The organism is Shewanella sp. Koi 1 (assembly GCF_052907445.1).
In genome coordinates this window covers 118,761-134,550 of the sequence record NZ_JBREJM010000001.1, presented here as the reverse complement: position 1 = coordinate 134,550, position 15,790 = coordinate 118,761, and the positions used below count along the sequence as shown (strand labels likewise).

At 51.4% G+C, this 15,790-nt stretch carries 15 protein-coding genes and 1 pseudogene; 10 read left to right on the top strand and 6 right to left on the bottom strand.

The window, feature by feature from the left end; genetic code table 11:
• Positions 1-121: 121 nt before the first annotated feature.
• From ACUZ8J_RS00630 to ACUZ8J_RS00615, 4 genes are all read left to right on the top strand, one after another.
• Positions 122-1,687: an alpha/beta hydrolase gene (locus tag ACUZ8J_RS00630; RefSeq protein ID WP_446694889.1), complete on the top strand. Its 1,566-nt coding sequence runs from the start codon at positions 122-124 to the stop codon at positions 1,685-1,687.
• A gap of 2 nt (positions 1,688-1,689) precedes the next feature.
• The gene (locus ACUZ8J_RS00625; RefSeq protein ID WP_257748712.1) at positions 1,690-2,424 is read left to right on the top strand and encodes an ABC transporter ATP-binding protein; all 735 of its coding nucleotides are present in this window, start codon (positions 1,690-1,692) and stop codon (positions 2,422-2,424) included.
• Between the two features lie 88 nt (positions 2,425-2,512).
• Positions 2,513-3,652: an ABC transporter permease gene (locus ACUZ8J_RS00620; RefSeq protein ID WP_011715356.1), complete on the top strand. Its 1,140-nt coding sequence runs from the start codon at positions 2,513-2,515 to the stop codon at positions 3,650-3,652.
• Positions 3,653-3,701: 49 nt separating this feature from the next.
• The gene (locus ACUZ8J_RS00615) at positions 3,702-3,962 is read left to right on the top strand and encodes a hypothetical protein (protein ID WP_446692793.1); all 261 of its coding nucleotides are present in this window, start codon (positions 3,702-3,704) and stop codon (positions 3,960-3,962) included.
• 3 nt (positions 3,963-3,965) lie between these two features.
• Here ACUZ8J_RS00615 and ACUZ8J_RS00610 read toward each other — a convergent pair whose 3' ends face one another.
• Positions 3,966-5,009 (bottom strand): GlxA family transcriptional regulator, encoded by a 1,044-nt coding sequence (locus ACUZ8J_RS00610; protein ID WP_446692792.1) that lies wholly within the window; start codon positions 5,007-5,009, stop codon positions 3,966-3,968.
• A 151-nt stretch (positions 5,010-5,160) separates the two neighbouring features.
• Between ACUZ8J_RS00610 and ACUZ8J_RS00605 the strand changes: the two genes are divergently transcribed.
• Positions 5,161-5,379 carry a hypothetical protein gene (locus ACUZ8J_RS00605; RefSeq protein WP_086902921.1) on the top strand — a complete coding sequence of 73 codons (219 nt, stop codon included), beginning with the start codon at positions 5,161-5,163 and terminating at the stop codon, positions 5,377-5,379.
• A gap of 33 nt (positions 5,380-5,412) precedes the next feature.
• Here ACUZ8J_RS00605 and mog read toward each other — a convergent pair whose 3' ends face one another.
• From mog to ACUZ8J_RS00585, 4 genes and pseudogenes are all read right to left on the bottom strand, one after another.
• Complete coding sequence (mog, locus tag ACUZ8J_RS00600; protein ID WP_446692791.1) at positions 5,413-5,946, bottom strand: molybdopterin adenylyltransferase; 534 nt, start codon at positions 5,944-5,946, stop codon at positions 5,413-5,415.
• A gap of 133 nt (positions 5,947-6,079) precedes the next feature.
• Positions 6,080-7,577 (bottom strand): annotated as a pseudogene (locus ACUZ8J_RS00595) (MFS transporter).
• Between the two features lie 24 nt (positions 7,578-7,601).
• On the bottom strand, positions 7,602-8,066 hold the full coding sequence (locus ACUZ8J_RS00590) for an NlpC/P60 family protein (protein WP_446692790.1): 465 nt from the start codon (positions 8,064-8,066) through the stop codon (positions 7,602-7,604).
• Between the two features lie 115 nt (positions 8,067-8,181).
• Positions 8,182-8,919, bottom strand: coding sequence for a sulfite exporter TauE/SafE family protein (locus ACUZ8J_RS00585; RefSeq protein ID WP_446692789.1), 738 nt, complete (start codon positions 8,917-8,919; stop codon positions 8,182-8,184).
• Positions 8,920-9,053: 134 nt separating this feature from the next.
• Here ACUZ8J_RS00585 and ACUZ8J_RS00580 point away from each other — a divergent pair, with 134 nt between their 5' ends.
• From ACUZ8J_RS00580 to ACUZ8J_RS00560, 5 genes are all read left to right on the top strand, one after another.
• On the top strand, positions 9,054-9,980 hold the full coding sequence (locus tag ACUZ8J_RS00580) for a pirin family protein (RefSeq protein ID WP_446692788.1): 927 nt from the start codon (positions 9,054-9,056) through the stop codon (positions 9,978-9,980).
• Between the two features lie 228 nt (positions 9,981-10,208).
• Positions 10,209-11,255 (top strand): sensor histidine kinase, encoded by a 1,047-nt coding sequence (locus ACUZ8J_RS00575; protein ID WP_446692787.1) that lies wholly within the window; start codon positions 10,209-10,211, stop codon positions 11,253-11,255.
• On the top strand, positions 11,256-11,945 hold the full coding sequence (locus tag ACUZ8J_RS00570; protein ID WP_011624700.1) for a response regulator transcription factor: 690 nt from the start codon (positions 11,256-11,258) through the stop codon (positions 11,943-11,945).
• Between the two features lie 44 nt (positions 11,946-11,989).
• Entirely contained in the window at positions 11,990-12,688 is a 699-nt protein-coding gene (locus ACUZ8J_RS00565; RefSeq protein WP_446692786.1) for a potassium channel family protein, read from the top strand.
• A 1-nt stretch (position 12,689) separates the two neighbouring features.
• Complete coding sequence (locus ACUZ8J_RS00560; RefSeq protein WP_446692785.1) at positions 12,690-14,051, top strand: TrkH family potassium uptake protein; 1,362 nt, start codon at positions 12,690-12,692, stop codon at positions 14,049-14,051.
• Positions 14,052-14,719: 668 nt separating this feature from the next.
• Here ACUZ8J_RS00560 and ACUZ8J_RS00555 read toward each other — a convergent pair.
• Positions 14,720-15,760, bottom strand: coding sequence for an IS481-like element ISShes15 family transposase (locus ACUZ8J_RS00555; RefSeq protein ID WP_011625997.1), 1,041 nt, complete (start codon positions 15,758-15,760; stop codon positions 14,720-14,722).
• Positions 15,761-15,790 lie beyond the last annotated feature (30 nt).

Sequence of the window (15,790 nt, the reverse complement as noted above, 5' to 3'; positions counted from 1 at the left end):
ATTGATACACCGATACACTGTATTTAAAGTAACACACTCATCCTGAAATGCAAAAAGGAAAGCGCTCATGATAGATAGCATGATCCACAGGAAGTCCCATAATGCCAGCGCTGACGTGGCAATGAAGCGCATTGATACGCGCCAGCACTCGGGCAAGTTAAGCAAAAGCATCATCAGTTTGAGTGCGCTGATGCTCGCCATGGGTAGCGCCACTGCTTGGGCGAGCGACAACTCAGTAAAGCCCACTGAATCCGCCAACACCTGTTATGTGGAGGGCGTGTCGGACCGCTTAAACTGCGGCTTTGTCACTGTGCCCGAAAATCCTAATAAGCCCGATGGCAAACAGATCCAAGTGCATTATGTGGTCTTGCCCGCGGTGAAAAACGTCAACCACGAAGAGGCCTTACTGGCGATCGCCGGCGGCCCAGGTCAATCGGCCATAGATAACGCGGCAGGCTTCGATAGCATGCTGAACAAAGTGCGCCAACAGCGCGACATTCTGCTTATCGATCAACGGGGCACTGGCCGCTCGAATCCACTGAACTGCAACTCAGGCCCGCAATCTCCGCTCGCCATCGACGAGGATAATGTCGATACCTTGGTCGAGGCGCAAAAATGCCGCGATCAATTCCCCGATACTGACGTTACCCAATATGGCAGCCTCAATGCGGTGCAAGACTTCGAAGCCGTACGCGCCAAGTTAGGATACAAAAAACTGCACCTCTACGGTATCTCCTACGGCACACGTATGGCGCAGCTCTATATGCGCTTATATCCCGAGCACTTAGCCACAGTCACCATAGACGGCATTGTGCCCATGCAGCAGAGCGTATTGGAGATTGGCTCGGCGATTGAACGCGGCTTTGACTTGCTGTTTAAAGACTGCCAAGAAACCGCGGCCTGCCATGCCGAGTTTCCTGAGCTCAAGGCCGAGTTTGACCAAGTGGTCGCTAAACTCAGCCAAGGGCCAGTGATGGAGCAAGTGCACGACCCTGTGACGGGAGAAAAGACCCTACTCACTATGACGCGCTCAAAGTTTTACGGCGCGATCCGCATGGCGCTGTATCAAACCAATGTGCGCGCCTTAGTGCCCCATGCAATTCATCAGGCCGCTAAGGGTAACTACCAACCATTACTCGGGTTATTTGCCTTAACCACGGATAATGCGGGTATGGCAATGGGCATGCACGCCTCCGTCGTCTGCGGCGAAGACATGCACCGCATCACTCCTGCGATGCGTGAACAGGCCAAAAACTCCTATGTCGGCAAAACCATGCTCGAAAGCCTCGAAACCTCGTGCTCTGTGTGGAAGGTGCCTGCAGTCGATGCCAGCTTTAGCGAGCCTATCAAGAGCGATATCCCCACACTGTTGCTGTCGGGCGAAATTGACCCTGCAACCCCACCGAGCTGGGGAGAGCTGGCGATGGAAAAACTCACTAACGCCAAACACTTTGTCGCGCCATACGCCACCCATGGCGTGGCCTATCAGTCCTGTGCCAATAACTTAATCGCCGAGTTAGTACGTACTGGTTCGGTCAAAGATCTCGATGGTGAATGTTTGAAGAAGGATGTACGCCGTAGCTTCTATTTGAATGCCAGCTCGGTTGAGCCACTCGCGACCGAAGATGCAACCCACTCTTCCAAAGATAAGACCAAGGACAAGCCCAGCACTGGAGCCAAGGAGTAATCATGATCAAAGTATCCCATCTTTCTAAGCGCATCGGCGAAGTGCAGGCCCTAAACGATTTGAGTTTCGTGGCCGAAAACGGCCAGATCACCGGCCTGCTCGGCCCTAATGGCGCGGGTAAAACCACCTGTTTACGCACGATTTTCGGGCTGTTAAAACCCGACACTGGCATGGCTGAAATTGAAGGTATCGACGTTGCCGTCGACCCGATTGGCGCTAAGCAGCAGTTAGGCTTATTCCCCGACCCGTTCGGCCTGTATGAGCGCTTAACACCGCGGGAATATATCCGTTACTTTGCCGAACTCAGCGGTTTATCCGCGAGCGATGCCAAAGCGGCCACCGACAATGTCATCGCCAAATTGCGCCTCGAAGATATCAGCGATCGACGCTGTAAAGGCTTCTCCCAGGGGCAAAGAATGAAGACCGCCCTCGCCCAGGCCATAGTCCATAGCCCGAGCAATATTATCCTCGACGAGCCGACCCGTGGACTCGATGTAATGAGCACTCGTTTGCTGCGCGACATTCTTATCGACCTTAAGAATCAAGGGCATTGTGTGCTGTTTTCCAGCCATGTGATGCAGGAGGTCGCAGCATTATGCGACCAAGTGATCGTGATGGCGCAGGGCCGAGTGGTCGCCATCGGCAGCCCTGAACAGCTCTGCGCGCAAACGGGTAAGGCCTCCCTCGAAGATGCCTTTATCCAGCTGATCGGTACCGATGAGGGGATTGCCGCATGATGACTCACAGCATTAACGCTCACACAAATTGCGATAACGCCTGCTTCGACCTAATGGCGAACAGACAAACTTGGGATAAGGAATAATCATGAACAAAATCATCGCAATGGTTCGCAAGGAACTGATAGACGCCGCCCGCGATAAACGCTCTGTGATGGCGGGCCTCTACTACGCCATCGGCACGCCGCTGATCATGTGTGGCCTGTTTATGGTGCTTATCGGCCAGCTGACCAGCCCAGACGATCTCAAAATCAGCATCACTAACCCCGACAAAGCACCTGACTTAGTGAGATTTTTGTCCAACAAGGGCATTACACAAGGTGAAGCTGGCGCTAAGGATCTGAAAGCCATCGAGCTGATTATCAGCCCCGACTATGCCAAGCAGATGAACCAAGGCAAAGGCGCAGAAATCACTATCGTGGCCGATAACTCAGAGGAAAAACTGCAAAACTCGATTCGTCGCTTAGAGAAACAGTTGCAGGCCTACAGCGCCGAAATGGGTAGCCTACGCTTAATCGCCCGTGGCATCGACCCTCGAGTGGTGCAACCACTGAAAGTGAATGTGCATGACCAAGCCACGACCGACTCTAAGGGCGGGATGATCTTAGGCATCGCCATTTTCACTATGATTTACTCAGTGTTTATCTCGGGGATGAATCTGGCTATCGACACCAGCGCCGGTGAGCGTGAGCGCAACTCCTTGGCATTGTTACTCAGCCATCCGCTGACCACTCGCCAGTTAGTGCTCTCTAAAATCATCGCCGTCGGCCTGTTTGCCCTGCTCGGCTTAGTGTTGATTTTACTAGTGTCTAAGGTCGCCTATACCTTCGTGCCTTGGCAGGAACTCGGCTTTAGCGTCAGCATCACCAATGAGTTTATGGCGCTAATGTTGCTGGTCGGTATTCCCGTCGCACTGATGGCTGCCTGCCTGCAATTGTTTGTGTCCTTTATGGCGAAAACCTTTAAGGAAGCCCAGTCCTACCTGACCATGGTGCTGTTTGTGCCCTTAGCGCTATCGATGGCGGCCAGCTACAACATAGCGCCGGACATACTACAGTGGTTGCCCGTCTCGGGTCAGCAACAGGCACTGATGGACTTTATCAAAGGTAAGGACATGAGCATGCTGCAACTGCTGGTATCGACGCTCGGCACCTTAGCCATCGCCCTCGTCTTGGCGCTTGGTATGGAAAAATCCTTAAAGAGTGAAAAAGTGGTCTTCGGCTTATAACACTATCGACCCAAGGGCACTGTGCGCCCTTGGGTTAAAGAGGTCAGTTATGGAAAACGAATATGTGCTGATGGTGATCATGGTGACTTTTGTGGTGGGTGTGAGTGCCACAGAAATGTTTAAGCATTACCTGAAAATCCGCCAACTGGGTGGCGGCAACGAGCGACAGCTTGAGGATAAACTCACACAGTTGAGTCTACAGAATCAAGTGCTTACCGAGCGTGTGCAAGTGCTGGAGCGCATAGTGACGGACGCAGAGAACGACACTGCCAAGAGATCTCTGGCGCAACAGATTGATGCGCTGAAATAGCCGTTAATGCAGTTCAGCCTCGCAGCAGTTGTCGCTATCAAACTCATATTGCTGAGTATTAAAGCGCTGCCTGTAGGCCCTCGGGGTTAAGCTCGTTAGCTGAATGAATAATTTGCGAAACGAGCTGACATCCTCATAACCCACACGGGTGACCACTTCCTCTAAGCCTAAACTGGTCGTTTCCAATAGACGTTTTGCCTCATCCACCCGCAGACGCTGCACATAGCTGGCCGGAGTCTCGTTTAATGCCTTTTTAAAGCGGCGAATAAGGGTGCGCTTACCTAAAGCAAATTTATCAGCGATATCATCCAGTAACAGCGGTTCGGTTAAATGATGCTGCATCCATTGCTGCACATTCCAAATCACCTCGTCCTTATGGCTCGACGTCATCAGATCCATGGTCATAAAGGGTTGTTGGGATTGGCGATTAGGATCAATCAACAGGATTTTTGCCATCTGGCTTGCTAACTGCTCACCCACCAAAATGTGCACTAAATGCAGGGCGAGGCTCATATTCGAGGTCGTCGCCCCCGCAGTATGCAGATGGCCGTCGGACACCACCAGCTTGTCCATCCGCAGATTCACCTTGGCAAAGTGTCGCTGAAACATCTCATTCAGCCACCAGACGGTGGTCGCCTCGCGTCCGTCCAGCAGGCCGGTGGCCGCTAAAATCAGAGTGCCGGAGCAATAGGCCGCCAATGGTTTGCCTGAGGCAGCAAATTGCCTTAACGGTTCGAATAAGGATTCAAAATCATTGAGATAGGTTTGGAATTCGTTCTTATTAGTCACCATGGCCGAAGCCAAAATCACCGCATCAGAGTGCAGAATATCACTCGGGGTATTAAGCCCAACGGCAGGCACTTTAATACCTTGATTCGTTAGGATATCACCGCCATGACTCGAGACCACTTGGCACTCAAACAGGTCTTGCTCGGCCTGTGGATTGACTCGCCGCCAATAGGTATTGCAGAAACTAAACACATCGAGAAAACCAATAATCCCGCTGGCAACCGTATTGTCCGTCGCCAAAATAGTGATCCTTTTCATTCCAATGCTCTCGCCAGCCTCATCATGTATTGAGTCTAGCGCACTGGCTAAAAATGTCACTACTCGCTCTAAAATTGTCAATAACGACACTTCAAGCCCAATGCGGGAGTTTTTAGACTGTGCTTAAACCTCCAGCACACAGGACGACACTATGACACAGCGCACCCTCAGCCAGTTTAAACGCCTGCTGGCCTTTGGCTTACTCAGCCTCATTTGGACACTCTTGCTCTGGTTAAACTTCAGCATTGCGCCCAATGCCTTCGCGCATTTTGTGGCTATCCCAGTGCTGTTTATCGCGACGGGCGTGTCGGCGCTGCTGATCACCAGCAAGCCGCCAACTCCGAACAAGCCAATAAAAAACCCAAGCTAGGCTTGGGTTTATGTCATCTTGCTGTGCGGCGCGTTATTTTGCCTTAGGTCTAAAAGGCTTAATCACGGCCTCGTTACACTCGAGGTACGGCCCTTCCATCAGGTCGATGCAGTAAGGGATGGCGGGGAACACCGCATCTAAACATTCGCGGATAGATTTTGGCTTGCCCGGCAGGTTCACAATTAATGAATCCCCCCGTAAGCCCGCTGTTTGGCGCGAGAGAATCGCCGTCGGTACAAACTTTAACGACTCAGCGCGCATCAGCTCACCAAAGCCCGGCATCATGCGTTCGCACACGGCCTCAGTCGCCTCTGGCGTGACATCGCGCTTGGCAGGACCTGTGCCGCCCGTGGTCACAATCAAGCAGCAATCCTGCTCATCGGCCATCTTGATCAGAGTCGCTTCAATCACATCCTGCTCGTCGGGGATCACTTGATAAATCGGCTCCCACTCGCTGGTGAGATAATCATTGAGGGTGTCGATAATGGCCTTGCCCGAGATATCCTCATAAATCCCTGCGCTGGCACGATCGCTTACCGTAACAATCCCGATTTTTGCTTTGCTCATATCCCACTCCAAACATCAATCTGTGACTCGACCCCTAAGCACTTTGGGATCCACTAATTTCTCTGCGGCTAAAATAGCATAAAAACAAGGCGAAATGCGCGCCGACAACTCGACTTAGCTCACGTATTAGCAGCTAGTCTGCCGAGCTGACGGCTTTAGGGTGCGGCTCAGTATCGTGATCCTTAAGTGGCGTTGCGGGCGAGAGATACCCGACAATCGCGCAGCTGAGTGCCACCAGAGCCGCCGCGATAAAACCCCACTGGAATGCGTGATGCACAACCTCTATGGGTAACTGCTTTATTGCCGCAATTCCCTCCTGCGCCCCGTCGAGCGGTAATAAGCCATATAGCAACAGACTGAACAAAGCCGTACCAATTGCCGCGCCCATGGAACGACTCAAGGACACCATGGCGGTGATTTGGCTTAAACGCGCCTTGCCCGACACGCTCTGCACCACCAGCTGCACGCTGGGCATCACAGTCCCTAAGCCAATGCCCACCAGCACACCTAAAGCGCCGATCAAATTCGCATTCGGCGGCACTAAACCGATTAAGAGCAAACCGATAAAGGCCAAGCCCATGCCGAAGGTCGGCAACCATTTAGGTGCCACATCCCGACTCAACAGTCTGCCAGCGATGGTGGAACCTGTGACAATGCCAAAGGTCATTGGCATCAGCAGCAAGCCCGTTTTGGCCGGATTGGTGTGCAGGCCGACCTGCAAGTAAATGGGTAAAAAGAAGATCATCGCAAACAGGCAGGCGGCAAACAGCGCGGCCGTGAAGAGCGGCCGTGAAGAGCGGCATATAAATGGCTTTATTGGCGAGTAAATCCAGCGGTAAGAAAGGACTCTCACGCCGACGCTCCCACCACAACAGAACAAGGGCGCCCACACAGATAAATCCCATAAAGCCTAAGCTTGTGGCCGATAGCCAAGCAAAGTCTTGCCCCGCCACAGATAACCAATACAGCAGCGCTGTGATGATCGTGGGAAATAACAGTACGCCGAGTAAGTCAAACCGCCCTTGCCGCACCGGTTTAACACTCTGTTTATGCAAGCGATTAAGTCGCCAAACCGCCAGCATGACCAAAGGAATATTCGCCCAAAATAACCAGTGCCAAGAATAGGCATGCACCACAAAGCCACCAATCACGGGGCCGCCAACACTGGCGAGGGTAAACATAGCGGCAAAATAGCCCTGAAAACGTGCCCTTTGCCGTATCGGCACCAATTCCCCCACCAGGGATTGGGACAGACTCATCAGCCCGCCACCACCGAGGCCTTGGAGTATCCGCCCGGCAATCATATGGTCCATCGTACTGGCACTCGCGGAAACAACCGAACCCAGCGCAAACACCACTAAGGCGATCATCAGGATTTTAGCGCGGCCAAAGTTATCCCCTAGCCAGCCGTAGATAGGCACACTGGCCGCCATCGCCAGCATATAACCGATAGTGATCCACGAGGCTTGCCTGAGGCCGCCAAGATCTTCCACTATCGCTGGGGTGGCGGTAGCGAGTAGGGTTTGATCGACCGCCGCCAGAAACATGGGTAAGAAAACGGCGGAGAAAATCGCCAGAAAAACCGAGGTGGGCAGAGGCTCATGCGGGGACGAAGCAGGCGCTGGGGTCATAGAGTCTCCACCTGTGATTAAGGCTTAAATTCGCCTTGCATTCCAATACTTTGATGCCCAATAACTATTAAGCAGGCTCGAAATTTTTACCCCTTGGCTCGTCGAGACATGGAGAAAATTATTCCCGCCCACATAAATGCCGACATGGTGCGTGCTCCAACCCGTTTTGAAAAATACCAAGTCACCTTTACGCAGTTGATCCCGCGCCACGGGTTTGCCGAGAGCTTGCTGCGCTTCAACGGTGCGCGGCAAAGTCATGCCCAGCATTTTTTGATAGGCGACCGACACAAAGGCCGAGCAATCAATGCCTTTCTTGGTCGCGCCCCCTAAACGATAGGGCACGCCACGCCATTCGGAATGCAATTCGGCGATATTGCTATCGTTCCATACCGAGACGGGTTCAACTTGCTTTACCACAGGCTTAGGTTCTGGCGCGCTCGCACAGGCGCCAAGACCTAAGGCCAAGATAACTATCAGTAATCGTTTCATTAGCGTAAAACTCATCGCAGGCAATTCTTGCGTAATATTGGGTGCTATCAAAGCGATAACGAAAATATCGTGAAAAAACCGATGGTAACAGCCTAAGCTAATCCCAAGCTTAAAACTATAACGCCGTCCACAATAAACGAATACCCACCAGCACCATTAAAATCAAGATGATGCGTTTAAACAACCTATCGCTGATCTTATCTTGAATAGCCAACCCCAGTTTTACGCCTAACCAAGCCAAAGGCGCAAGTAATAGCGAAATCAGAATGTTACCTTGGTTAATTTGCCCGAGCAGACTGTAGGGCACCAACTTAACCAGATTCACCACCGCAAAAAATACCACTGCCGTGGCTAAAAACTCTGGCTTGGCCAAGCGTAACGGCAGCAAATAGGCATTGAGTGGCGGCCCGCCCGCATGGGCCACAAAGCTGGTAAAACCTGCGGTTAAGCCGCAGAGCCGCCCCACGATTGGCGAAGGCGTTGCTTGGGTTTTATCCCCTAAAACCAAGCCATAAAGACCAAACCCTAAGGATACACAGCCTAAAATAGCCCGTAAGTAATCTTCGTTTAAGCGGTCGAACAGCCAATAGGCTATGCCTATGCCCACAATCGACGCGGGTAAAAGGATCCATAATTGGCGAGGATTATGTTGGCCCCACCAGGAGCGAACACTTAAAAAATCCATATAAATCAGCAGTGGCAACATGATTGCCGCCGCTGTTGCCGGGCTTATGGCCAGCGCTAACAGGGGCACGGTCAGGCCACCGACACCGCCAGCAAAACCTGATTTAGAGATCCCAGTAATCAACACCGCAGGAATCGCCACCAGCCAAAAAAGAGGGTCTGTTAACATCCCTTATTCCCAATATTGCGTTAAAGTCATTAAGGTCGAGCATCGAGTAACAGACCTTGAGGGCGATAACACGCCTCGCTGCACCAGCATAAATGTTAAGTCTATCCGTGTCTAAATGAAGATAAGGAGTCGATATGAGTCAAATGCAAACGTCGCCATTTTACGGCGGCCCAAGGGAATGCCCTGTCGAAGATGGGCGGATCCAAATCCAGCAGATTGCCCCCAAAATCAGTGATGTGGGCGGGATACCTGTGGCGCGGGCGATTCCGCAAAAACCGCGTCGACTCATAGGACCTTGGTGTTTTCTGGATCATATTGGCCCAGTCACCGACGGCCCCTTAATGAATGTGGGCGAGCATCCCCATATCGGCCTTCAAACCTTCACTTGGATGCTGGAGGGGGAAATCATGCACAGGGACAGCCTAGGTAGCGCCCAAGTGATCCGCCCGAGGCAAGTAAACCTGATGACCGCGGGCCATGGCATAGCCCACACCGAAGAGTCCGTCGAAGGTCATCGCACTATGCATGCGGTGCAGCTATGGATTGCGCTGCCGCTGGAACACAAAGACACGGCCCCTAGATTCGACCATTATCCCCAGCTGCCCACTTGGCAGGAGGCGGGCGTCGAATTCACCCTATTGATTGGCTCGTGGAAGGATAAACAAGCGCCCACGCTGCACTTTTCACCAATCGTCGCGCTCGATATCTTCCCCGCAGAAGCCACTCAACTGACGCTCAGGCTGGATCCGCGATTTGAATATGGCCTAATGCCACTCGAAGGCAGATTCGATATCGACGACGAGGCCTTTGATAACAATAACCTCGCTTACCTTGGCATGCTGCGCGAGAGTGTGACGCTCGACCTTCACCCTGGCGCACGTTTACTGCTGATTGGCGGCGCGCCCCTCGCCGACACCGTCAGTATTTGGTGGAATTTTGTCGGCCACAGCAAGGAAGATATCGCCAGCGCCCAAGCCGATTGGGAGGCCAAGTCCCCACGTTTTGCCACTGTGCCGGGTTATAACGGCAAACGCTTAATGCCGCCGCCCATCCCTTGGTAACCCAAGCCGTTCATGCGTTAGCGCGAGGTAATCGAGCTAGATTACCTCGCCTAATGGAGGTATTTGCAGCCACTATCTAATGCAAGTTGGTGAGTAGAACCGCCTATCTGATGTAAATGCCAGACAAGATCCACAAGCCAAGCCCCAGAAAATTTTACGGATTTTTTACGCGCTATCCCCACAGGCCTTTGCTAGAGTAGCCTTAACTTCAGCAACGCCTTAGCCGTTATGACTTTTGCAAACACAGCCTCCATCAACCAATACTGGCGCACGCATCCCGCATTATTTACCGCCATGTTGTTAGTGATTGCTCTGCTCACTAGCTATTTGATTGATCACTTTTCAGGCTCGGCCATTGCCGTACTGCTTATCCTGCAATTAGCCGTGGTCGCCGTGGCCCTGCAATGCAGCGCCAACTACGCCTATTTTGTGGCCGTGTTTGGCGCTGTAAGTTTCAATTTTTTATTTACCACGCCGCGCTATTCGTTGCAGATGTTCAACGTCGAAGACATAGTCAATCTAAGCGTGTTTTTGCTAGTCGCCCTCACTAGCAGCAAGTTAGCCGAACATTATCGCCGCCAGCAGCAGGCACTCGAACAGGCGCAGCTCAGAAATAGCATCTTGCTCTCTGTCTCCCACGATTTACGCACGCCGCTTGCGACCATTATCGGCACCTTAACCACGCTGAAGGAATACCAAGCTAAACTCAGCCCAGAGCAAAACGAGGAGCTTATCGACTCGGCCGCCGCCGAGAGTCATCGCCTGCACCAATATATCGAAAACCTTCTTCAGGCGACCAAGTTACAACATGGCGCACTCAAATTTAGCCTAGATGAAGCCAATCTACGCGAAGTGTTACAGCGCACTATTGCCCGCTTTCAAACCGCGCAACCTAGGATCCAAATTCACAGTGAGCCAGAGCTACCGCCATTAATGATTTGCAGCTCTCTGATTGAACAGGCGATTTTTAATGTGCTCGACAATGCCCTGCGCTACTCGCCCGCAGAACTGCCTGTTACGGTAAATCTGTACCGCCACCAACAGATGCTGCGCATCGATATTCAAGACTTAGGACAAGGCATAGCGCCAGCCGACGCCGAGGCCATTTTCGAGCTGTTCTATCGGCAACATCCCTCGACCGATGGCGGTGCGGGATTAGGCCTTGCGGTCGCCAAAGGGATTATTACCGCCCACAGGGGTAGCATCGGCGCCGAAAGTGTCGCCCAAGGCAGTCTGATCCGCATCGCTTTACCCATAACCACGGAGGCGGCATAAATGGCTTATAAGGTATTAGTGGTGGATGATGAGCCGCAAATCCATACCTTTATGCGGATCTCACTCGAGGCGGAAGGCTTTGAATACTTAAGTGCCACCAGCATAGCCACGGCGCTCAAACAATACCAAAGCCACCAGCCGCACCTTATCGTGCTCGACCTCGGCCTGCCCGATGGCGATGGTATCGAATTGCTCCATGGGCTGCGCCAGCAGGATAAGACCCCAGTGCTGGTGCTCACCGCTCGCGATCAGGAGGAAGAAAAAATCCGTCTGCTCGAGGCTGGTGCTAACGATTATCTGAGTAAGCCCTTTGGCATCAGGGAATTAATCGTGCGTATCAAGGTATTAGTCCGTGACCTTGTGGATACCTCAAGCACTATCGATATGCTGCAATTTGGCCCGCTCACCCTACAAAAGAGCAGCCATCAATGCTGGCTCAATCAACAGGAAGTGGCGCTTACCAAAAAGGAATTTGCCCTGCTCGCCCAACTCATGTCCCACCCGGGGCAATTACTGAAACAGAGCGAACTGCTGCGCAATATTTGGGGTGAGACTCACCAAGAAGATAGCCACTATCTACGGATTCTAGTCCGCCAACTGCGTAAAAAGCTCAACGACAGCGACGAACAACAACTGATCAAAACCGAGCCCGGCTTAGGGTATCGACTCACCGACCTCGGCCCGCCCTAGGCCAACTCGCCTCACTCTTTAGCTCAATCACAAAAGGATATGAAATGGCACATTTTACTGTCATCGGATTAGGCCGCTTCGGCGTTGCCGCGAGCCTCGAACTCATCCACTTAGGCCACACGGTTACCGGTGTCGATAGCGACCAAAAAATCGTTGAAAAATATGTAGAAAGTCTTACAGAAGCGGTGATTTGCGACTGCACCGATGAGGCTTCGCTGCGGGAACTCGATCTGACCAACTGCGAGGCCGTGCTGGTCGCTATCGGTGAGGATATGCAGTCTAGCCTGCTGTGCACGCTGGCACTGAAAAACCTCGGCGTGCAGACGATTTGGGTCAAGGCCAGCACCAAGGCGCACCACACCATAGTGTCGAAACTCGGCGTTGCCCGCATTATTCATCCCGAGGAAGAAATGGGGAGCCGCGTCGCCCAGTCGCTTAACTATCCTATGGTGAATAACTTTCTCGCCATCGGCGATGGGCTTTATATTGTTGAAATTCATATTAAAGCCCAGTTGCATCACACCACTGTTGGCCAACTGCTCGGGAGCTTGCATGAACACATCGCCGATGAGCAAACCAATGTCCCACGCAACCCTAAGGGCAAGGTAGCGGCGCTGATGGTTAAGCGTGAGCACAACGTATTTAGCAAGATTGATAGCGACTTTAGCCTGCACACAGAGGATGCCCTATTCCTCTGCGGTAGCCGTGCCGAGTTAAAACAGCTCGCACCAAGGTTGGTGTAACGTGGTTCAATGGCACCCTTCGCTCACCCTAGAGCACACACCTAAAAGCGGTAAAAAACTCTTTGGCGCGCCGCCTTTTATCTTAAGTGTCAGTTTTGCTCTGCTGATCTTAGTTGGCACTTGCTTGCTTAAACTGCCCATCGCCACCGAGTCGCCCATTACTTGGCTGCAAAGCCTCTTTACCGTGACCTCGGCGGTGACGGTCACAGGGCTTGTGGTCGTCGATACAGGCAGTGTGTTCACGCCCTTTGGCCAAGTGATTATCGCGCTGTTAATTCAATGCGGCGGCCTAGGCTTGATGACCTTTGCCATAGTCACGCTAATAGCGCTGGGCGGTAAGATAGGTTTCTTGCAGCAAACAGTGGCGAAAGAAGCGTTTAATCAAACCGATACCTCCACCTTAGTCTCGACTGCTAAGGCAGTGCTGGTGTTTTCACTATTGGTTGAAGCCGTGGGTATGCTGATTTTATCCGTCTACTGGAGCGGCGAGCTTGGCTGGCAAACCAGCCTGTTTCATGGCTTCTTTTATACCGTTAGCGCCTTTAATAACGCGGGTTTTGCCCTAAGCCCAGATAGTTTAATCCCCTATGTGGCCGACCCAGTCGTTAACCTCACTATTACGGGTTTATTTATTGTGGGCGGCCTTGGGTTTTCGGTGTGGATTGACCTCAAGCGCAATAAACGTTGGGCTAAACTCACCGTCTACAGCCGCATGATGATTACCGGCACCATACTGATCAATGCCGTAGCCGTGATAGCCATTTACCTGATTGAGTACAATAACCCCAACACCCTCGCGCCCTTAAGCGAACTCGGCAAATGGTTAGCCTCTTGGTTTCAAGCCGTAACCCCGCGCACCGCAGGCTTTAACACCCTACCCATAGACCAACTCGAGGATGGTTCCACCCTATTGATTTTAGTGCTGATGTTTATCGGCGGCGGTTCCCTCAGCACCGCCAGCGGCATTAAGGTCGTGACCTTTATGGTGCTTATTCTCGCCACCTACGGCTATTTACGCCGCGATGAAGCAGTGTATGTGTTTAAGCGGGAAATCCCCAAAGATACCATTAGCAAGGCACTCGCCCTGACGATGATCTCCATCGGCGTCACTTGGCTGGCAATATTCGCCCTCGTGCTTACCGAAAAAGCCCCAATTATGGATATCGCCTTCGAAGCCGTATCCGCCCTCGGCACAGTTGGGCTATCCCGCGGATTAACAGGCAATTTATCCAGTGCAGGCCAAGGAATTATTATCTTTATGATGTTTATGGGGCGCCTCGGCCCACTGATGCTGGCCTACTTCCTTGCCAACCCAAGGGTAAAAAAGCTGCGCTATGCAGAAACCAAATTAGCAATTGGCTAAGGATTGATTGGTGGGTGATACATCAAATTGACAGACCATCAGAGGTTTGTCACACAGAGCCATTGCGATAATCGATTTGTGTGAGTCCGTCTAGAACGGATGGATTCACTCGCTCATTTACGGACAAAAAGAGTGTAAAGCATGGATTTGGTAGGACTGATGAAGAGGGTCAAATTTGGAACTGAGCTCTTTAAACGCTGACTGATAGGTGAGCCATGGCATTTGCTCGACGACGCGGTGAATAGAAACCTTAGGTTTCTAAGCTTATGAACGAGAGCCATGGAAGGCGAACTGGCCGTTAATCACGGATGTTGTTCAAGTCCACCCGTCTGATGTGAATGGATTCACGAATGCCACGATGGCATGGATGCCAAAGAGCGGCCATGGGGCGGACGGTCGTCTCGCTAATCACCATGACTCTTCTGTTTAACATCGGTGTAGCCTATTTGTTTTAAAGAAGATATGCGACTCGTTTATGGGACATTTTCGAGTTAAAGCCTTAACTCGAACGTGTCTGTTTTGGATAAGAATATCTATGGGCTAACGATAAGCTAAGTGGCTAACAAACTTGGCACTCAACTCAACTGACCACCGTAAACAATAAATTTAAATGTACTAGCTCAGACCTGATCTGACAGTTACCCATTTTTTAGGGTGCTACTGTCAGCTTAGATTTGAGCTAAATTCTTTTCAGCCCAAAACCGTTTCCCATCTATTAATGTGGCCAGTGGTGTTCTGCCGCAGCACATTTTACCTTGATGGGTTCGTTCATTGTTGTAATAAGCCAGCCATTCGTCCAGATCTTTTTGTAGTTCCTCCATGTTAGCGTACAGTTTTTTTCGGAAAGTAACCTGATAAAACTCATTCAAAATAGTTTTATGGAACCGTTCGCAGATCCCATTCGTTTGCGGGTGTCGCGCCTTCGTCTTAGTGTGTTCTATATCGTTAATTGCTAAATACAGCTGATAGTCGTGCTGTTCCACTTTGCCACAGTATTCGGTTCCTCTGTCAGTTAAAATGCGCAACATGGGCAGCGCCTGTGTTTCAAAGAACGGTAATACTCTGTCGTTGAGTAAATCGGCCGAGGTGATTGGGGTTTTCGTGGTATACAGTTTCGCGAAAGCAACTTTGCTGTAAGTATCGACAAAGGTTTGCTGATAAATCCTGCCTACGCCCTTAAGACTACCAACGTAAAAGGTATCTTGTGAGCCGAGATAACCTGGATGATGCGTTTCAATTTCACCACATGCTTCATCGTCTTGCTGCTTACGCTCAAGGGCGGCAACTTGTTCATCCGAAAGGATTATCCCTTCTAGCTCGACTTTGGCTTCGAGGGCTTTTAATCGCTTTTTGAAGTTCTCTAAGCCATGCCGTAACCAAATGGAGCGCACGCCACTGGCGGAGACAAATATCCCTTGTTTTCGAAGCTCGTTACTAGAGCGAGACTGCCCATGGGCAGGAAATGCGATAGCATGTGTTAAGACGGCATTTTCAGTTACATCATCAACACGATTCTTGAGGTTAGGTGTTCTTCTGGACTGATTAATCAACGACTCAACACCGCCGTTTTCAACCAGCTCTTGATAGCGATAGAAAGTATCACGGGAAAGCCCCATGACTTTACAAGCTCTAGACACGTTTCCCAATTCTTCAGCGAGATTGAGTAAACCAGCTTTGTGTTTAATGATGGGATTGTTAGTATGAAGCATGAGAGTTACCTTTTTGCTTTGATTAAGTTT